This window comes from Burkholderia stagnalis, assembly GCF_039848545.1.
Taxonomy (GTDB): Bacteria; Pseudomonadota; Gammaproteobacteria; order Burkholderiales; family Burkholderiaceae; genus Burkholderia; species Burkholderia stagnalis.
In genome coordinates this window covers 2,774,601-2,793,026 of record NZ_CP156685.1, presented here as the reverse complement: position 1 = coordinate 2,793,026, position 18,426 = coordinate 2,774,601, and the positions used below count along the sequence as shown (strand labels likewise).

14 protein-coding genes and 1 pseudogene are annotated in these 18,426 nt (G+C 69.3%); 10 read left to right on the top strand and 5 right to left on the bottom strand.

Annotated elements, in window-relative coordinates; all coding sequences use genetic code 11:
* Positions 1-89: 89 nt before the first annotated feature.
* Positions 90-1,625 (bottom strand): catalase, encoded by a 1,536-nt coding sequence (locus tag ABFO07_RS12875; protein ID WP_347467442.1) that lies wholly within the window; start codon positions 1,623-1,625, stop codon positions 90-92.
* Between the two features lie 319 nt (positions 1,626-1,944).
* Here ABFO07_RS12875 and ABFO07_RS12870 point away from each other — a divergent pair, with 319 nt between their 5' ends.
* Positions 1,945-3,513: a methyl-accepting chemotaxis protein gene (locus ABFO07_RS12870; RefSeq protein WP_185633533.1), complete on the top strand. Its 1,569-nt coding sequence runs from the start codon at positions 1,945-1,947 to the stop codon at positions 3,511-3,513.
* A 93-nt stretch (positions 3,514-3,606) separates the two neighbouring features.
* Positions 3,607-4,326, top strand: a pseudogene (locus ABFO07_RS12865) (MFS transporter); the annotation flags it as partial.
* A 119-nt stretch (positions 4,327-4,445) separates the two neighbouring features.
* Here ABFO07_RS12865 and ABFO07_RS12860 read toward each other — a convergent pair.
* Both ABFO07_RS12860 and ABFO07_RS12855 read right to left on the bottom strand, forming a co-directional pair.
* Positions 4,446-5,174: a GNAT family N-acetyltransferase gene (locus ABFO07_RS12860; protein ID WP_347467439.1), complete on the bottom strand. Its 729-nt coding sequence runs from the start codon at positions 5,172-5,174 to the stop codon at positions 4,446-4,448.
* Positions 5,175-5,208: 34 nt separating this feature from the next.
* The gene (locus tag ABFO07_RS12855; RefSeq protein ID WP_059906944.1) at positions 5,209-6,141 is read right to left on the bottom strand and encodes a LysR family transcriptional regulator; all 933 of its coding nucleotides are present in this window, start codon (positions 6,139-6,141) and stop codon (positions 5,209-5,211) included.
* Positions 6,142-6,269: 128 nt separating this feature from the next.
* Here ABFO07_RS12855 and speB point away from each other — a divergent pair, with 128 nt between their 5' ends.
* The 5 genes from speB (at position 6,270) to ABFO07_RS12830 (ending at position 11,413) form a co-directional block, all read left to right on the top strand.
* Positions 6,270-7,220 (top strand): agmatinase, encoded by a 951-nt coding sequence (gene speB / locus ABFO07_RS12850; protein ID WP_347467437.1) that lies wholly within the window; start codon positions 6,270-6,272, stop codon positions 7,218-7,220.
* A 40-nt stretch (positions 7,221-7,260) separates the two neighbouring features.
* Positions 7,261-7,716, top strand: coding sequence for a GNAT family N-acetyltransferase (locus ABFO07_RS12845; protein WP_059566888.1), 456 nt, complete (start codon positions 7,261-7,263; stop codon positions 7,714-7,716).
* 94 nt (positions 7,717-7,810) lie between these two features.
* Positions 7,811-8,473, top strand: coding sequence for an SOS response-associated peptidase family protein (locus ABFO07_RS12840; protein ID WP_060016883.1), 663 nt, complete (start codon positions 7,811-7,813; stop codon positions 8,471-8,473).
* Positions 8,474-8,752: 279 nt separating this feature from the next.
* Entirely contained in the window at positions 8,753-10,186 is a 1,434-nt protein-coding gene (locus ABFO07_RS12835; protein ID WP_059566890.1) for a purine-cytosine permease family protein, read from the top strand.
* Positions 10,187-10,342: 156 nt separating this feature from the next.
* Complete coding sequence (locus tag ABFO07_RS12830) at positions 10,343-11,413, top strand: porin (RefSeq protein ID WP_347467433.1); 1,071 nt, start codon at positions 10,343-10,345, stop codon at positions 11,411-11,413.
* A 44-nt stretch (positions 11,414-11,457) separates the two neighbouring features.
* On the opposite strand, the gene ABFO07_RS12825 is transcribed toward ABFO07_RS12830, so the two are convergent.
* Positions 11,458-12,414 (bottom strand): LysR family transcriptional regulator, encoded by a 957-nt coding sequence (locus ABFO07_RS12825; protein WP_059566892.1) that lies wholly within the window; start codon positions 12,412-12,414, stop codon positions 11,458-11,460.
* A gap of 204 nt (positions 12,415-12,618) precedes the next feature.
* Here ABFO07_RS12825 and ABFO07_RS12820 point away from each other — a divergent pair, with 204 nt between their 5' ends.
* Genes ABFO07_RS12820 through ABFO07_RS12810 form a run of 3 tightly spaced genes read left to right on the top strand, consistent with a single transcriptional unit; the run spans position 12,619 to position 16,292 of the window.
* On the top strand, positions 12,619-13,929 hold the full coding sequence (locus ABFO07_RS12820) for an MFS transporter (protein WP_347467431.1): 1,311 nt from the start codon (positions 12,619-12,621) through the stop codon (positions 13,927-13,929).
* Between the two features lie 31 nt (positions 13,930-13,960).
* The gene (locus ABFO07_RS12815) at positions 13,961-15,232 is read left to right on the top strand and encodes a Zn-dependent hydrolase (protein WP_347467429.1); all 1,272 of its coding nucleotides are present in this window, start codon (positions 13,961-13,963) and stop codon (positions 15,230-15,232) included.
* Between the two features lie 25 nt (positions 15,233-15,257).
* Positions 15,258-16,292, top strand: coding sequence for a histone deacetylase family protein (locus ABFO07_RS12810; protein ID WP_060270543.1), 1,035 nt, complete (start codon positions 15,258-15,260; stop codon positions 16,290-16,292).
* A 91-nt stretch (positions 16,293-16,383) separates the two neighbouring features.
* Here the strand turns inward: ABFO07_RS12810 and ABFO07_RS12805 are convergent, their stop codons facing one another.
* Positions 16,384-17,589 (bottom strand): MFS transporter, encoded by a 1,206-nt coding sequence (locus tag ABFO07_RS12805; protein WP_124490052.1) that lies wholly within the window; start codon positions 17,587-17,589, stop codon positions 16,384-16,386.
* Between the last annotated feature and the right edge of the window lie 837 nt (positions 17,590-18,426).

Genomic DNA, 18,426 nt, shown 5'->3' with positions numbered 1-18,426 from the left:
CAGCGCTGTGCGCCGCGCGTTGCCGCGCGGCGCATCCATGCGGGGTGGTGTGCGAAAGCCGCGTCGCAGCCTTCGCACGGGCGTGGCGATCAGTTCTCGACGAGCTTGTCGGCGAGCGATTTCACGCGGGCGGGGTCGGCGTGCGTCGCGCGCGCGAGGCGCGTGCCGTAGTCCGCGTCGGCCTTGTAGAAGTACGACAGCATCGCGTACTTGTTCGCGTCGTTCTTCACCTGGTTCAGGTCGCCCGACAGCGCGGTCAGCAGGTCCTGCCGCTCCTGCGCGGACAGCGCGCGGTAATACTCGCCCGCCTGCCGGAAGTTCAGCGTCTTGCGGATCGCGGCCTGCTGCGTCGTGCCGGCAAGCGGCGTCTGCGCCGACTTGTAGCGCGGGTTCTGCGCGAGTTCGTTCAGCGTCGACGGCTCGTAGTTCACTTCGCCCTTGCGCTCGCCGAAATTCATCGCCCCATCCTGGTTGTTGTTCGTGACGGGCACGCGCGGGCGGTTGACCGGCAACTGGTTGAAGTTCGCACCGAGGCGATACATCTGCGTGTCGGCGTACGAGAACACCCGGCCTTGCAGCATGCGGTCTTCCGACGGCTCGATGCCGGGCACCATCCGCGACGGTGCGAATGCCGATTCCTCGGTCGACTCGAAGAAGTTGTCCGGCACGCGGTTCAGCGTCATCGTGCCGACCTTGCGCTCAGGCACGCCTGTCCACACCTTCGTGTCGTCGAGCGGATTGAAGTCGAACGCGTCGAGCTCGGACGGCTTCAGCACCTGGATGTAGAGATCCCATTTCGGCGCGTCGCCGGCCTTGAGCGCGCCGTACAAATCGTTCGTCATCCGGTTCCAGTCCGCTCCGATCGAGCCCGGAATGTCCTTCGGACGGAGCCCCTGCATGCCTTGCTGGCTCTTCCAGTGGAACTTCACGTACGTGAACTTGCCGTCGGCGTTGACGAACTTGAACGCGTGCACGCCGAAGCCGTCCATGTGGCGGTACGAATCGGGCATGCCTTCGGTCGTGTACAGCCGGGTCAGCATGCTGGTCGCTTCGGGCGCGTGCGCGAAGAAGTCGAACGCGAGGTTCGGGTCCTGCACGCCGGTCACCGCGCTCGGCTTGTTCGCGTGGACGAAATCCGGGAACTTGATCGCGTCGCGGATGAAGAAGATCGGCAGGTTGATGCCGACCAGATCCCAGTTGCCCTGCTCGGTATAGAACTTCACCGCGAAGCCGCGCGGGTCGCGCGCCTGCTCGGGCGAGCCGCGCGAGCCCATCACGGTGGAGAAGCGCACGAACACGGGCGTCTTCGTGCCGGGCGTGAAGAGCCTGGCGGTCGTCAGGTCGCTGAGGTCGGCGCTCGGCACGAATTCGCCGAATGCGCCGGTGCCGCGCGCGTGCACGACGCGCTCGGGGATGCGCTCGCGATCGAAGCGCTGGAGTTTTTCGATGAGATGCGAGTCCTGCAGCAGCACCGGGCCGTTCGGCCCGGCCGTCTGCGAATTCTGGTTGTCGCCGACGGGCGAACCGTTGTCGCGGGTGAGTTCGGCAGCGTAGGGCGTTGCGCTCAGCGCGACGCAGGCCGCGGCGATCACGGTATGCAGAAGTCGATTCGCGGAGTGTGACATGTCGTTGATGTTCCTTGACTGAGGTGGGTTGCGAAGCAACGCCGCCAATGTAAAGGGACCATCAGACGATTCGCCAATTGAATCTCGTTAAGGGCGCGATAGGCAATGCACCATCTTTGCGCATCCTGTAACGAACACAGCGGATTCGCATCGAAGTCGCAATTAATCAGAACGGCGTCGCATCCGCCATGCAGCCGCGCAAGCGCGCGGCCGATAGCTACGTCACCGGCGTGCCGCGGCGCGGCCGGTTGCGAGTTTGTTCCGATCCTTCTGCAAGGGGCGCGCACGAGTACGCGGCGTGCGGGCCCGATGGGCGACCATGATCAGAAACGTCACGATACGCGGCGGGCTCGCCGCCACCATCGCCGGTTGCACGCTGCTGCTGATGCTGGTCATCGCGGCGGCCGTGTTTGCGCTCGTGAAGAGCAACGGCGCGCTCGATGCGATGTACAGCGACGACACGGCCGCCGTCGTGCATCTGAAGACGAGCTCCGAACGCCTGCTGATGTTCCGGGCGGGCATGGGCGACGTCGAACAGCTGATCAGCGCGGGCAAGCCGGCCGTGGCGGAGGTCAAGCGGCTGCATGCGCTGCTCGACGCGAGCAATCGCGAGCTCGACGCATATCGTTCGCTACACGAGGCCGACGCGGCGGAGAAGGCGCTGCGCGACGCGCTGCTCGGCCAGCGCGACCGGCTGCTGTCGCAGGCGTTCGCGAAAGGCCTCAAGCAGCTCGACGACGAGAACTTCGTCGACTTCCTGAGCACGCAGCGCGAGATGCCGGCCGCGTGGTTCGACGACTACCAGCGCGCGCTGACCGCGCTCGAGGATTTCCAGGTGCAGCGTCAGCGCGCGCGCTTCGAGCAGGCCGCCGGGCGTTTTCACATGACGCTGTGGGCATTCGGCATCGCCGGGCTGGTGGCGCTGATCGCGGGCGTGTTCGCGCAGCGGGCGCTGACGCGCGCGATCGTCACGCCGATCGACGCGGCCGTCGATTCGTTCGCGCGGATCGCGGCCGGTGACCTGACCGGAACGGTCGAGTCGGGGCGCGGCAACGAGATGGATCGCCTGCTGAACGCGCTGAACGGGATGCGCGACGGGCTCGTCGCGGTCGTGCGCCAGGTGCGGCACGGCACCGACGCGATCATGCACGATGCGCGCGCGATCGCGGGCGGCAACCGCGACCTGTCGATGCGCGCCGGCCAGCAGGCCGCGTCGCTGCAACAGGCGGCCGCGAGCATGGAGCAGCTCACGGCGACGGTGCGCCAGAACGCGGACAACGCGCAGGACGCGAGCGCGCTCGCGACGCGCGCGTCCGACATCGCGTCGCGCGGCGGCGAGGTGGTGCGCGAGGTGGTGCGCACGATGGACGCGATCTCGGACAGCTCGACGCGCATCGTCGGCATCGTCGGCGTGATCGAGAGCATCGCATTCCAGACCAACATCCTCGCGTTGAATGCCGCGGTGGAAGCGGCCCGCGCGGGCGAGCAGGGGCGCGGCTTCGCGGTGGTCGCGAGCGAGGTGCGGCATCTCGCGCAGCGCTCGGCCGCCGCGGCGAAGGAAATCCAGGAGCTGATCGCCGCATCGAGCCGCAACGTGCGCGACGGCAGCGCGCTGGTCGCGCGCGCGGGCACGACGATGGACGAGATCCTGAAGGCGGTGGGCAGCGTGAACGCGATCATGGCCGACATCAGCCTCGCGTCGCGCGAGCAGACGGCCGGCATCGAGCTCGTGAACGCGTCCGTCACGCAGATGGAGGCAGCCACCCAACACAATGCCGAGCTCGTTGAAACGGCTTCCACGGCGGCTGCGTCGCTCGAAATGCAGAGCGAGAGCCTGTACGCGGCCGTGTCGCTGTTCCGCGTCGACGCGACCGCGCCCGCCGGCTGAGCGCATCGCGCGCCCGGCGCGGCATCACCGCGGCCCGAAGTACGCGCTCGGCGGCACGCCGAGCGCCTTGCGGAACATCGCGGCGAACGCGCTGGGGCGGTGGTGTTCGGCGTGGTGTTCCTCGTGCCGAACTATTTCGCGGCGCTGCACGGCTACAGCGCGCGCGACATCGGCCTCGCGATGATTCCGTACGGGCTCGTGCAGTTCGCGATGTCGTTCCTGACGCCGCCGCTGATGCGCCGCATCGGCCCGCGCGCCGCGATCGTCGCCGGGTTCGCGCTGGTCGCGGCCGGCTGCCTGATGAACATCCACCTGAGCGTGGACGCCGCATCGAACGTGATCGTGCCGTCGCTCGTCGTGCGCGGGATCGGCCAGTCGCTCGTCGTGATCGCGCTGTCGGTGATGGCGGTCGACGGCATCGAGAAGGCGCAGCTCGGCTCCGCATCGGGCGTGTTCAACATGGTCCGCAACGTCGGCGGCGCGATCGGCATCGCGCTCGCGAGCCAGCTCGTCGTCGAGCGCGACAGGCTGCACGCGATGCGGATCGGTGAAGCGGTCACGCAGTATTCGGCCGCGTTCCAGGAACGCATGGTGCTGCTGGCGCGGCTGCTGTCGGGCCGCCATCTCGACCGGCCGGATGCGCTGCCGCGCGGCGCGTTCGGCGGCGTGCACGAGCTCGCGCTCGCGGTGGTGAACCAGCGCGTGATGCGCGAGGCGCTGCTGATGGCGTACAGCGACACGTTCCTGATCGCCGGCATCGCGATGCTCGCGTGCACGGCGAGCGCGTTCCTGCTGCGCGGCAAGCGGGCGGCCGCGCAGCCGGTCGCTCGGCCGGTCGCTCGGCCGGTCGCTCGGCCGGTCGCGCAGCCGGTCGCTTAGCCGGTCGCTCAGCCGGCCACTCAGCCGGCGCGCGAGCGCTAGCTCGCGCAGGGTCAGTGCGCGGAATCGGGCGACACCACTTCCCATGTGCCGAACAGCGTCAGGCCGGCCGCCACGGCGAGCACCGCGGACGCGCGGTTGTCGAGCTGGCAGCGGTACTGCGGCTCGTAGTCGTGCGCATAAGCGTGGCGGCCGATCGCGCGCACCACGCCGCGCGCATGGCCCTTGCCGCGGAAAGCCGGCAGCGTGAGCACGCCGAGATCCATCAGGCGCGTGTCGTCCCACGCATACATGCTGGCGGCGGTGACGAGGCGGCCCTGCTCGAACGCGCCGAAGGCGGCCGCGTGATCGAGCGCGACGTAGGCGGCGTCGCGGTCCTGCCCCGACGCGGCGGATTCGAAGGCCGCGAACGCCGCCGCGTCGACCTCGGTCAGCCGGCGCACGGACGGATCGTCGCCGTCGCGCAGCAACGCATCCTTGCCGGCTGCCGAGAAGTAGAACAGATGGTCCGCGCCGTGCAGCGTGACGTCCGCCTCCCGCAGCCGACGGCGAAAGCCGGGCTCCGACAGGCGCGGCTCCTGGCGCAGGCCGAGGCGCTCGGCGAGGGCCGGCGTCAGGACCGCCTCGCAGCGCCGGTCGGCGTGCTGCAGCACCATGACGCGGGCGTCCTCGTCGAGGTCCGGATTGACGGTGACGGTGAAGCGGCTGTCGCGGTGGAGGATGTCGCCGCGTGAAAACGGCGCGTGCCAGTAATCGGCGATGGTTCGCGAGAAACGGGTCATGCGGATGGGCTCTGCGCTGTCCGTGGAGCCGTCATCATAGGATTTTCGGTGAAAGCCTGTCGACAGGTTCGGGCGCGTCGAACTGCTCGACCAGCGCGCGCCGGAACACGTCCAGCACCTCGTCGTCGTCCGCGTTCTTCGACGTCGCAAGCTGGAACTCGACCGCATGCCCGAGCCGGTTCGCGAGCAGCCGGCGCATCTTGCCGGCCGCCACCCACGGTGCTGCGACATGCTCCGGCAGAAAGCCGAGATGCGCGCCCGACAGGATGAAGATCACGTCGGCGTCGACGTTCTCGGAGAACGCGGTCGGCTGCCGGCCGCGCGGCCGCGCGCCCGACGCGCCGGTCTTGTACAGGCGCGCGACGGCGTTCGACTGAGCGACGTCGTCGACGGTGACGGCCTGCTTCGCGAACAGCGGATGCGCGGCGCCGCAGTAGAGCGCCTGCTGCTCGACGAACAGCGGCGTGTAGTTCAACCCGGCCTGGCGCCCCGAGAAGTAGCCGATCGCGAGCTGGAGCCCGCCGTTGAGCAGCCTGCGTTCGAGCTCGTCGGGCGGCACCGCGAGGATCTCGATCAGCACGTCGGGCGCGCGCGTGCGGAAGCGGCCGACGGCCCGCGCGATCGACTCGGCAACCGCCGGGGCCAGCAGCTCGGACATGCCCACGCGCAGCTCGCCGAGCAGCGTGCCGGACACGTCCTGCGTGTCGCGCGTAAACGCGTCGAGCGCGTGCAGCAGCCGGCGCGTGGACTGCAGCACGCGCTCGCCCTTGGGCGTCAGCCGGAACCCGCGCTTGCCGCGTTCGCACAGCCGGAACCCCAGGCGCGTCTCGAGCTTGGCCATCTGCGTGCTGATCGTGGACTGCGCCATCCCGAGCCGGCCCTGCGCCGCGCTGAACCCGCCGCTCTCGACGATCGTCACGAACAGGCGGAGCAATTGCAGATCCATGTCCCTCAATGTGGTGAGCATGGCGATACATCGCGTCTGGTTGAAGTCAGCTTATGTTAGTTCATGTTTATCGTTGCATGGCGGCGTTGCAGAATCCGGGCAGGCGTCGCGCTCGCGACCGTCCGTCCCCTCGTAAAGGAATCCGCTCGATGAGCCAGAACGACCTTGCCTTCACCCGTTCGAGCCTGTACGGCACCCAGGCCGAGCCGACGTTCGCCGGCGCGACCAGCTTCATGCGCCGGCGCTTCAGCCGCGATCTCGCGGGCGTCGACCTGGCCGTCACCGGCGTGCCGTTCGACGCGGCCGTCACGCACCGGCCCGGCACGCGCTTCGGGCCGCGCGGGCTGCGCATCGCGTCGACGGGCATCGCGTGGGAGCGGCCGTGGCCGTGGGAGTTCGATCCGTTCGACGTGCTCGCGACGGTCGATTACGGCGATTGCGCGTTCGACGCGGGGCAGCCCGACTCGGTGCCGGCGGCGATCGAGCGGCACGCGGACGAGATTCTGAAGCACGGCTGCGCGATGCTGACGCTCGGCGGCGACCACTTCATCACCTATCCGCTGCTGAAGGCGCATGCGAAGCGCCACGGGCCGCTGTCGCTCGTGCATTTCGACGCGCACACCGATACCTGGCCCGATCACGACGCGAAGCGGATCGATCACGGCACGATGTTCTTCCACGCGGCCAACGAGGGCTCGGTGGTGCCCGGGCGGTCCGTCCAGGTCGGCATCCGCACGACCAACGACGCGCCGATGGGGTTCGACATCGTCGACGCGCGGCAGGTGCATCGCGCGACGCCCGACGCGATCGCCGCGCGCATCCGTGAACGGGTCGGCGATCATCCCGTGTACCTGACGTTCGACATCGACTGTCTCGACCCGGCCTTCGCGCCGGGCACGGGCACGCCGGTGGCGGGCGGGCTGTCGAGCTACCAGGCGCTCGAGATCCTGCGCGGCCTCAGGGGCATCAACCTGGTCGGCATGGACGTGGTCGAGGTGTCGCCGCCGTACGACCACGCGGAAATCACGTCGCTCGCGGGCGCGACGATCGCGATGGAGCTGGTGTGCCTCTACGCGTGGCGGCATCGGTGCATGCGGTAACGGCGGCGCGCGCGGCCGCCCGACCATCAGGAACGAGGACATGAACGACAGAACCTATCGCAAGGCCGTGCCGGAGGATGCGTCGCGGTGCATCGAGATTCGCGGCCGCACGCGCGAGAACGCGTTTTCCGCAGCCGAGCTGCGGGCGCTGGGCATCACCGCCGACACCTGGCGCGACGGGATCGCGAACGGCGCGTTTCCCGGCTACGTGTGCTGCGTGGACGGCACGGTGATCGGCTATTGCTTCGGCGATCGCGACAGCGGCGAGATCGTCGTGCTCGCGCTGCTGCCGGCGTACGAGGGCGAGGGCATCGGCAAGGCATTGCTGCGGCGCGTCGTCGACGATTTCAGGGCGCGCGGGTTCGCGCAGCTCTTTCTCGGCTGCGCGGACGATCCGGCCGTGCGCTCCCACGGTTTCTACCGGCATCTCGGCTGGACGCCGACCGGCGAACGCGACGCCGCCGGCGACGAAATCCTCGCGCTTCGGCTCGGCTGAGCCCCCGGCTTCCCGTCGCGCGAAACATCGCGGCCTCCGCCGCGCGCGCCATGCCCTACGATGGAGAGATCCTTCCCTGCGAAAGGCCTCCGCCGTGTGCACCAACTACCGCGCGCCGGACGAAGATCCGGGCATCAGCGAGCTGAAGCTCGGGATCGGCGACCTGTTTCGCCGCGATCCGTGGGCGCCGGACGTGTATCCGGACTACGCGGCGCCGATCGCCCGCGCGGACGGCGACGGCCTGGCGGTCGTGAAGGCCGTGTTCGGCTTCTGGCCGAAGTTCATGCAGCCTGAGCGCGTCGACGACGCCGGCCGGAAAAAGAAAAAGCTCGACACGATGAACGCGCGCGCCGAGACGGTCGGCAGCTCGCGCCTGTACGCCAAGGCGTGGCGCGACGGCCAGCGCTGCCTGATTCCGGCGCGCTGGATCTGCGAGCCGTGCTACGAGACGGGGCGCAACGTGTGGCACCGGATCGGCCTGGCCGGGTGGGGCGCGTACTGCGTGGCCGGCATCTGGCGGCGCTATGAAGGCGACGACGGCCGGCAACTGATCGGCATGGCGATGCTCACGGTCAACGCGGACGCGCACCCCGTGTTCGCGCGGATGCACCGGCCCGGCGACGAGAAGCGGGGCGTCGTGATCGTGCGCCGCGGCGACTACGACGAATGGCTGCACACGCCCCGCGTCGAGGCCGCGCGCGCGATGCTCCAGCTGCTGCCGGCCGACGAGATGGCGGCCGAACCGAACCCGACATGACCGAAGCGGGCCCGCTGCGCCGCGCGCGGTATCGGACAAGTTAGAAACTGCACCGAAGCCGGGTAATTACCGATTTCGCCATAGTTGTATATACAAGATTATCCGCTGGCACTGTCGGCGCGAGCCGTGCCGACTGCGCGCCGGACTGCTGATCGTGCATGTCCGGCGCATGCCGGCGATCCACGGCGCTCCCCCCTCACGAGTCACACCATGCGGCTCGGTACGCTTCCCAGCATCGGTGGATGCGTCGCGCATCCTGAGTCATTTGGAGAACCATCCGTGTCAACGAATTCCAGTGGAAATGCCGGCAGCGGGCTGATCGAAGTCCGCTCGATCGATTTCATTCCCGAGGCCGAGCGTCATGGCGGCCTGTTCAGCCAGTTCACGCTGTGGCTGTCGGCCAACCTGCAGATCACGGCCATCGTGACGGGCGCGCTCGCGGTCGTGCTCGGCGGCGACGTGTTCTGGTCGCTGGTCGCGCTGCTGCTCGGCCAGCTGGTCGGCGGCGCGGTGATGGCGCTGCACGGCGCGCAGGGCCCGCAGCTCGGCCTGCCGCAGATGATCTCGAGCCGCGTGCAGTTCGGCGTGTACGGCGCGATGATCCCGATCGTGCTCGTGTGCCTGATGTACATCGGCTTCTCCGCGAGCGGCTCGGTGCTGGCGGGGCAGGCGGTCGCGCAGCTGCTGCACGTCGACGACGCCACGGGCATCCTGCTGTTCGCCGCCGTGATCGTCGTGCTGACCGTGTTCGGCTATCGCGCGATCCACGCGGTGGGGCGCGTGGCGAGCGTGATCGGCATCGCCGCGTTCGTCTACATGTTCGCGCAGCTGTTCGCGAACCACGACATCGGCGCGCTGCTCGCGAACCGGCACTTCTCGCTCGCGAGCTTCCTGCTGTCGATGTCGCTGTCGGCGTCGTGGCAGATCGCGTTCGGGCCGTACGTCGCCGACTATTCGCGCTACCTGCCGCGCTCGACGTCGTCGGTCGGCACCTTCCTCGCGGTGGGCGCAGGCTCGGTGATCGGCGCGCAGGCCGCGATGGTGTTCGGCGTGTTCGCGGCCGCGCTGGCGGGCAGCCGGTTCGCGCATCACGAGGTCGCGTATATCGTCGGGCTCGGCTCGACGGGCGCCGTCGCCGCGCTGCTGTACTTCAGCATCGCGTTCGGCAAGGTGACGGTCACGGCGCTCAACGCATACGGCAGCTTCATGTCGATGGCGACCATCATCAGCGGCTTCCGCGGCAAGGGCGCCGTGTCGTCGCGCAGCCGCCTCGCGTACATCTTCGGGATGATCTTCATCTCGACGATGGTCGCGCTCGCCGGCCGGCATTCGTTCCTGAAGGAATTCACCGCGTTCATCCTGTTCCTGCTCGCGTTCTTCACGCCGTGGAGCGCGATCAACCTCGTCGACTACTACTGCTTCACGAAGTCGCGCTACGACGTGCCCGCGCTGTCCGATCCCGACGGCCGCTACGGGCGCTGGAACGTGATGGCGATCTCGATCTACGTCGTCGGCATCCTCGTGCAGCTGCCGTTCATGTCGACGCACATCTACACGGGGCCGCTGGTCGACGCGCTGGGCGGCACCGACATCTCGTGGATCCTCGGCCTCGTCGTGCCCGCCGTGCTGTACTACGTCGGCGCGCGCGCGTCGCGCCGCGAGATTCCCGAACGGTTGATCCTCCCGTTCGAGCGCGGCGAGATCCGCAACTGACCACCGGCCCGCGCCGCTTGCCGGCGCGCGCCTTCCGCTCCGGCCGCACCGTGCCGCGGTGCGCATCGCATCGGCCGGAACCTTCCCGATGACTGACCGCAGGACGGCACGCCGAACGCGTGCCGCGTCCTTGCACGTTTCTCGAAATAAATCAGTATGACTAACGTGAACAAGCGGCGCGGCGCCTTGCGCCGCGCGACATCCGCACGCACCGGCCTGCACGCGGTGTGCATGGCCGCATCGCTCGCCGGCGCCACGGCGGCGCGGGCCCAGGACGGCGTCACGCTGTACGGCGTGATCGACGAATTCGCGCAGTACGTGAATACCGGCAACGGCTACACGGCCGCGATCGGCTCGAGCGGCCAGTGGGGGAGCCGGTTCGGCGTGAAGGGGAGCGAGGACATCGGCGGCGGGCAGAAGATCGAGTTCGCGCTCGAAAACGGCTTCAAACCGAACGACGGCGCGTCCGCGAACGCCGGCAGCATGTTCAGCCGGCAGGCATGGGTCGGCATCGCGGGGGCATGGGGCAAGGTGCGCGCAGGCCGGCAGAATTCGCCGCTGTTTCTCGACCAGGGCGGGCAGGACGCGTTCGGCGGCGTCACGCAGGCGTCCGGCATGGATAACCTGACGCCGTTCGCGATCCGGACCAGCAACACGCTGTCGTACATGAGCCCCGAGTTCGCCGGGTTCCGGGCGGGCGTCTACGTCGGCTTCGGCGATGCGGGCGGCGCGCGCTCGGCGGGCTCGAGCCAGCAGTTCGACGTGACCTACACGCACGGGCCGTTCGCCGCGTTCGTCGCGGGCCAATGGCTGAAGAACGCGGCCGCGACGACCACCGATCGCACCCTGATGGCCGGCGCGTCGTACGAGCTCGGCAAGGCGACGGTGTACGGCGGCTTCTCCGCGGTGAAATGGGACGATCTCGGCATCGATACGCGCGTCTACGGGCTGTCGGTCAAGTACGCGTTGAGCCCGTCGAACTTCCTCGCGCTCGGCTACGCGTACGCGCACGACCAGACTTCGCAGGGCGACCACGCGGACCAGGTCGGCCTGATGTACGAATATGACTTGTCGAAGCGCACCAGCTTCTACGGCGCGCTCTCGTACCTGCGCAACCGCAACCAGGCCGGCTACACGCTGATCGGCGCGGCGAACCCGGGCCTGCCGCTCGCGTATCCGGGCGCGAATGCACGCGGCGTGCAGCTCGGCGTCGTGCATCGCTTCTGACGGCGCCAAGGCGTCGGGCGCTGCGCCCGGCGCGCCCGAACGGGCTATTTGCCGAGCCGCTCCGCAAGCGAATAGCGCTGCATGCAGCGCTCCATCGCATCGAGAAACGCGTGCTCGGCCGCATTCATCTTGCGCTCGCGGTGCCACAGCAGGAACACGTCGACATCGACGAGCCCGTCGTCCGGCGGCAGGCGCCACAGCCGCTGCTGCGCGATGTCGTCGCGCACGATGTGCTCGGGCAGGCAGCCGATCCCGTAGCCGGCGAAGATCAGCCGCCGCACTTCGTCGAGGCTCGGCGACGACGCGACGATCCGTCCGGTGAAGCCTTTCTGGTCGCGAAACACGGTCAGCGGCGACAGGCTGTCGCCGATCTGGTCGCTCGTGAACGACACGAAGTTCTCCGCGAGCAGGTCGTCCATCCGCAGCTGGGTCTGCCCGAACAGCCGGTGATGGCGGCCGCAGTAGATCGCATAGCGCTGGCGCAGGAAGCAGCGCATCTCGAGCTTGTCGTGCGGCGTGCGGCACAGGCCGAGGCCGGCCGTCGCGGTCTTCTGCAGCAGCGACGACAGGATGTCGGACGAGCGCATCACCTCGATCTGCAGGTCGATGCGCGGATACGCACTATGAAAATCGGCGAGGAATTCGTCGTAGACCGGCGACTCGATGCGGCTCACCGTCAGCAGGCGGATCGAGCCGGTGAGGTCGGCGCTGCGGTCGTCGAGCTCGGTTTCGAGGCGCGAGATGCCGCCGTAGATGTCGCTCGCGATCCGGTAGACGGCCTCGCCCGCCGGGGTCGGCGCGAAGTGCGGGCCGCGGCGCTCGATCAGCCGGCGTTCGAGTGCTTCCTCGAGCCGGCGCAGCGCCTGGCTGACCGCCGGCTGCGTCACGTGCAGGCGCGCGGCCGCGCGGCTCACGCTGCGCTCCTGCATGATCACGAGGTAGGTGCGCAGCAGGTTCCAGTCGAGACGGTCGTTCAGGAACGGGGCGAGGTCGGCGCGCATCGGGTCTCCGGGCAGGGCTGCGATCGAAACATTAGCTGAATTTATACGGCGAATAATAACTTGAAATTTGACTAATGATTTGCGGTCGCCGATAAAGGAGGGGCGCCGCATCGTGCGGCGCAAGGCCGCGCGAGACGGCCGATCGTCACGACATTGCACGCAGGCGCCGGGCCGTCCGCGCCGCACCGTGCCTCAGGAGCCAGCATGACCCAGTCCCTTCCTACCGCCCGCCAGCCGGGCCGCGCCGCGACGGCCGCGTTCATCGGCACGATGATCGAGTGGTACGACTTCTACATCTACGCGACCGCCGCCGCGCTCGTGTTCGGCGAGCTGTACTTCCCGTCGAACGACCGTTTCGTCAGCACGATGGCGTCGTTCGCGACCTTCGCGGTCGGCTTCTTCGCGCGGCCGCTCGGCGGCGTGATCTTCGGCCACCTCGGCGACCGCATCGGCCGCAAGAAGGCGCTGATGACGACGCTGATGATGATGGGCGCGGCGACCGTCTGCGTCGGGCTGCTGCCCGACTACGCGCGGGTCGGCATGCTCGCGCCGGTGCTGCTCGTGCTGCTGCGCATCGTGCAGGGGATCGCGGTGGGCGGCGAGTGGGGCGGCGCGGTGCTGATGGCGGGCGAGCATGCGCCGCAGGGCCGCCGCACGTTCTTCGCGTCGTTCGCGCAGCTCGGCAGCCCGGCCGGGCTGATCCTGTCGCTGGTCGCATTCCGCGCGGTCACGTCGATGGACAAGGCCGACTTTCTCGCATGGGGCTGGCGCCTGCCGTTCCTCGCGAGTTCGGTGCTGCTGGTGGTCGGCATCCTGATCCGGCTCGGCGTGAACGAGTCGCCGGAATTCGCGCGCGTGAAGGAGGCGAACCGCACCGTGAAGCTGCCGGTGGCCGAGGTGCTGCGCTCCGCGTGGCCGCTCGTGCTGCTGTGCATCGGCGCGAACACGATCGGGATCGCGGGCGTGTATTTCACCAACACGTTCATGATCGCTTACACGACGCAGTACGTCGGCGTGTCGCGCACGCTGATCCTCGACAGCCTGTTCGCGGTCGCGATCATCCAGTTCGTCGCGCAGCCGATCGCCGCGTGGGTCGCGGAACGGATCGGCGGCGCGCGCTTCCTGAAGCGTGCGGCGCTGTTCGCGATGCTGTCGCCGTACCCGATGTTCGTGCTCGTGCAGGGCGGCACCGGCGTGTCGCTCGTGATCGGCATCGCGCTCGCGGTGGTGTGCATGGCGGGCTTCTATTCGGTGATCGCGGGCTTCGTCAGCGACGTGTTTCCCGCGCACGTCCGGTATTCGGCGATCTCGCTCGCGTACCAGGTGTGCGGCGCGATCGCGGGCGGCCTGACGCCGCTCGCGGGCACCTGGCTCGCGCATCGCTTCGCGGGCCAGTGGTGGCCGCTCGCGGTGTTCTACACCGGTCTCGCGGGCATCTCGCTGCTCTCCATCGTCGCGCTCGACGCACGGCGCGAAGCGCGCGGCGCGGCCGCCGAAGCGCTCGGCTCGCGTTGACGTCAATCGAACGAACTTATCCGGAGTCCAGATGAAACAGTTATTGGAAGTCGATGGCGCGCGCCTGTGGCAAAGCCTCGCCGACATGGCCCGCATCGGCGCGACGCCGCGCGGCGGCGTGCGCCGTCTCGCGCTCACCGACGACGACCGCCGCGGCCGCGACCGGTTCGCGCAATGGTGCCGCGACGCGGGCCTGACGGTGAGCGTCGACGAGATCGGCAACCTGTTCGCGCGGCGCGACGGCACGGACGCGCACGCGGCGCCCGTGCTGATCGGCAGCCATCTCGACACGCAGCCGGAGGGCGGCCGCTTCGACGGCGTGTACGGCGTGCTCGCCGCGCTCGAACTCGTGCGCACGCTGAACGACGCGGGCATCGTGACGGCGAAGCCGATCGAGATCGTGTCGTGGACCAACGAGGAAGGCGCGCGCTTTGCGCCGGCGATGCTCGGCTCGGCCGTGTTCACCGGCGCGCTGCCGCTCGCGGATGCGCTCGCGAAGCAGGATGCCGACGGCGTGACGCTCGGCGACGCGCTGGCCGCATGCGGCTATCGCGGCGCGCGCCGCACGGGCGGCGCGGTCGACGCCTATTTCGAGGCGCACATCGAACAGGGGCCCGTGCTGGAGGCGAACGGCACGACGATCGGCGTCGTCACCGGCGGGCAGGCGATCCGCTGGCTCGACGTGACGGTCGCGGGCGTGGCCGCGCATGCGGGCACGACGCCGATGCCGTACCGCAAGGATGCGTTGTTCGCGAGCGCGCAGATCGCGCTCGAGCTGGAACGCATCGCCGCGGGCTACGCGCCGCGCGGGCTCGCGACGATCGGGCAGGTCGGCATCCGCAACGCGTCGCGCAACACGATCGCGGGCGACGTGACCTTTACGGTCGACCTGCGCCATCACGACGACGGCGAGGTCGACGCGATGGCGCGCGACCTGCGCGACGCGTGCGCGCGCGTGGCCGCCGCGCGCGGCGTGCGGGTCGCGGTCGACGCCTGCTGGCGCAGCCCGGCGACGCCGTTCGATGCCGATTGCGTCGACCATGTCGCGCAGGCGGCCGCCGCGTTCGGCTACACGCACGAACGGATCGTCAGCGGCGCGGGCCACGACGCGATCGTGCTCGCGTGCCATTGCCCGACGGCGATGGTGTTCATTCCGTGCGTCGATGGCCTGTCGCACAACGAAGCCGAGGACGCGCTGCCCGACGACGTGACGCGCGGCGCCAACGTGCTGCTCCACGCGGTGCTCGCGCGCGCGGGCGTCGCGGCGACGGCCGATGCGGCGCCGACCGCGCACGATGCATGACGCAAAGAACGACCGAGGACGACAGATGAAAACCTACTTCCACCCCGAACAACTGCTGCATCATCCGCGCACCTACCTGTCGCGCGGCCGGATGCGCGCGCCGCAGGAAGTGCCCGAGCGCGCGGCGCGGCTCGTCGCGGCGGTGCGCGCGCTGGATTTCGACGTGCGCGAGCCGGCCGACTTCGGCACCGCACCGCTGGCGGCCGTGCACGACATGAACTACCTGCGCTTTCTCGAGGACGCGCACCGCGACTGGAAGCAGATGCCCGACGACTGGGGCGACGAGGTGATGTCGAACATCTACGTGCGCGAGCCGAACCCGCTGCGCGGCGTGCTCGCGAAGGCCGCGCGCTATCTCGCCGACGGCAGCTGCCCGGTCGGCGCGCAGACGTGGCGGGCCGCGTACTGGTCGGCGCAGAGCGCGCTGGCGGCGGCCGCCGCCGTCAACGACGGCGAGCGCGACGCCTACGCGCTGTGCCGCCCGCCCGGCCATCACGCGCGGCGCGACGCGGCGGGCGGCTTCTGCTACCTGAACAACGCGGCGATCGCCGCGCAGGCGCTGCGCGGCCGCCATCGCCGGGTGGCGATCCTCGACACCGACATGCATCACGGCCAGGGCGTGCAGGAGATCTTCTACGGCCGCGACGACGTGCTGTACGTGTCGATCCACGGCGATCCGACCAACTTCTATCCGGTCGTCGCGGGCTACGAGGAGGAAACCGGCACGGGCGCGGGCGACGGCTTCAACCTGAACCTGCCGATGCCGCACGGCGCGCCGGAATCGGCGTTCTTCGCGCGGCTCGACGACGCGCTGCGCGCGCTCGCGCGGTATCAGCCCGATGCGCTTGTGCTCGCGCTCGGCTTCGACATCTACCAGCACGATCCGCAATCGCAGGTCGCGGTGACGACCGACGGGTTCCGGCGGCTCGGCGACGCGCTCGGCGCGCTCGGGCTGCCGACGGTGATCGTGCAGGAGGGCGGCTATCACCTCGAGAGTCTCGACGCGAATGCGCGCGCCTTCTTCGGCGGCTTCGGCGGCGCGCGCGGAGCGGGGCGGTAAACGAACGACGGGCCGCCCCGTGAGGCGGCCCGCGATCGGCACGAGCGGGTTGGCGTCCGGCCGGGTCGACGCCGGGCGCCGCATTACACGATCACACGTTCACCGCAGCCGGCGCGCGGCGGCGCTGCACGAGCTGGAACACGACCAGCGCGAGCCCGGCCGCCGCGATCAGCGCGCCGGCTACCGGCACCGCCGCGTAGCTGAAGCCGGCCGAGATCGCCGCGCCGCCGGCCGCCGCGCCGAGCGCATTGCCGAGGTTGAACGCGCCGACGTTGACCGACGACGCGAGCCCCGGCGCATCGGACGCGGCGCGCATCACGCGCATCTGCAGCGGCGGCACCACCGCGAACGTCGCGACACCCCATACGAGCAGCGCGACGGCCGCGCCCGCATGCGTCGCGGCGAGCGCCGGGAACGCGAGCATCACGGCGATCAGCAACAGCAGGAAGCCGATCAGGCTGCCGTCGAGCGAGCGGTCGGCGAGACGGCCGCCCGCGACGTTGCCGATCGAGAAGCCGATGCCGATCAGCACCAGCATCGCGGTCACGAAGCCCGGCGTCGCGCCGGTCAGGTGCGCGAGGGTCGGCGCGACGTACGTATAGAGCGTGAACATCGCGCCGGCGCCGAGCACGGTCGTCGCGAGCGCGCCGAGCACGACCGGGCGCGTCAGCACCGCGAGCTCGGCCCGCAGGTTCGGCATGCGGCCCGCGTCGCCCTTCGGCAGCGCGGCGAACAGGCCCGCGATCGCGATCAGGCCGAGGCCCGCGGTCGCCGCGAACGACATCCGCCAGCCGATCGCCTGACCGAGCCAGGTCGCCGCCGGCACGCCGCCGACGTTGGCGATCGTGAGGCCCATGAACATCGTCGCGACCGCGCTCGCCTGGCGTTCGCGCGGCACGAGGCTCGCCGCGACCACCGAGCCGAGCCCGAAGAACGCGCCATGGTTGAGGCTCGTGACGAGCCGCGCGAGCAGCAGCGTCGTGTAGTTCGGCGCGATTGCCGACAGTAGGTTGCCCAGCGTGAAGATCGCCATCAGCGCGATCAGCGCCGCGCGGCGCGGCCAGCGCGCGAGCAGCAGCGTCATCAGCGGCGCGCCGGCCATCACGCCGATCGCGTACGCGCTGATCAGCATGCCGGCGGTGGGGATCGACACGCGGAGGCCGTCGGCGATCACGGGCAGCAGGCCCATCGGCGAGAACTCGGTGGTGCCGATGCCGAACGCGCCGGCGGCGAGCGCGAGCAGCGGCAGCGCGGCGCCGCCGTTCGGGCGTGAGGTGGGGGAGGTCGGAGGGTTCAAGAGTCGGGTCCTGGTGCGGCTGACGGTTGATGGCAGGACGGAGTGTGCCGGGCTTGTTGTTGCCGAAAAAGCGGCCCAGGGGCGAAATAATCTTGATTCGAAATCAACAATCGATGCCGCGCGCGACGGACGCCCGGCCCGGCGCCGCGCATAAAAAAGCCTCGATCACGGGTGGACCGTGAGCGAGGCGCGAAGGCATCCTCTCATAGGCACGAGGAATGGATGCGACCGCAGTATATTTGGAGTTGTAACAATTTTAAATAGTGTTAAACGTTTGTATTTCGAGGAAAATTTCAAATTCCTGACGATTTCGCGAGGAGTCGTCATAAAAACGCAAAATTTCGCGCGGGCGCAGCAGGGGTTTTCGTGAGCGGATTCACCGGCACGCGTTTCAATCTTGAAACATTCGGCGCCACAGGGCGAGCCGGGAACAGGCGGTCTTTCTGTCAGGAAAATGTCGGAACCGGCGATCGCGCGTGCCGTTCCGCCTGCATGCATGAATGCCGCCGCACATGTCCGATGGCGCGCCGTGCCGCCCCCGGTGCTTGTCGGGCCGCCTGTTTCATCCGGGAAACGGATCGCGTGCGCCGCCGGCGCCGCGCGCTGCGCGCCTCCCCGCCGTGGCGTGCGGGGCGCGGCCGCCGTGCCGATGGCATGGAACCTGCATGCCATTAAGCGAAATGAAAAAATGTAGCGCAACGCAAACACAGTGCGAGGAGGCATACGGGGATACCGGTCGACGAACCGGTAGATGCACACGAGGCGCCGTCGGGACGGCAGTCCGCCCGGAAGAAGGCGGATGCCGGTCGGCGGCAGGCGAGCAGGCATCGCGGATTT

Coding starts and splice junctions, on each gene's coding strand:
- ABFO07_RS12830 (WP_347467433.1), top strand. CDS start 10,343: ATGACTAACGTGAACAAGCGGCGCGGCGCCTTGCGCCGCGCGACATCC.
- ABFO07_RS12845 (WP_059566888.1), top strand. CDS start 7,261: ATGAACGACAGAACCTATCGCAAGGCCGTGCCGGAGGATGCGTCGCGG.
- speB (WP_347467437.1), top strand. CDS start 6,270: ATGAGCCAGAACGACCTTGCCTTCACCCGTTCGAGCCTGTACGGCACC.
- ABFO07_RS12855 (WP_059906944.1), bottom strand. CDS start 6,141: ATGCTCACCACATTGAGGGACATGGATCTGCAATTGCTCCGCCTGTTC.
- ABFO07_RS12815 (WP_347467429.1), top strand. CDS start 13,961: ATGAAACAGTTATTGGAAGTCGATGGCGCGCGCCTGTGGCAAAGCCTC.
- ABFO07_RS12820 (WP_347467431.1), top strand. CDS start 12,619: ATGACCCAGTCCCTTCCTACCGCCCGCCAGCCGGGCCGCGCCGCGACG.
- ABFO07_RS12860 (WP_347467439.1), bottom strand. CDS start 5,174: ATGACCCGTTTCTCGCGAACCATCGCCGATTACTGGCACGCGCCGTTT.
- ABFO07_RS12810 (WP_060270543.1), top strand. CDS start 15,258: ATGAAAACCTACTTCCACCCCGAACAACTGCTGCATCATCCGCGCACC.
- ABFO07_RS12870 (WP_185633533.1), top strand. CDS start 1,945: ATGATCAGAAACGTCACGATACGCGGCGGGCTCGCCGCCACCATCGCC.
- ABFO07_RS12825 (WP_059566892.1), bottom strand. CDS start 12,414: ATGCGCGCCGACCTCGCCCCGTTCCTGAACGACCGTCTCGACTGGAAC.
- ABFO07_RS12875 (WP_347467442.1), bottom strand. CDS start 1,625: ATGTCACACTCCGCGAATCGACTTCTGCATACCGTGATCGCCGCGGCC.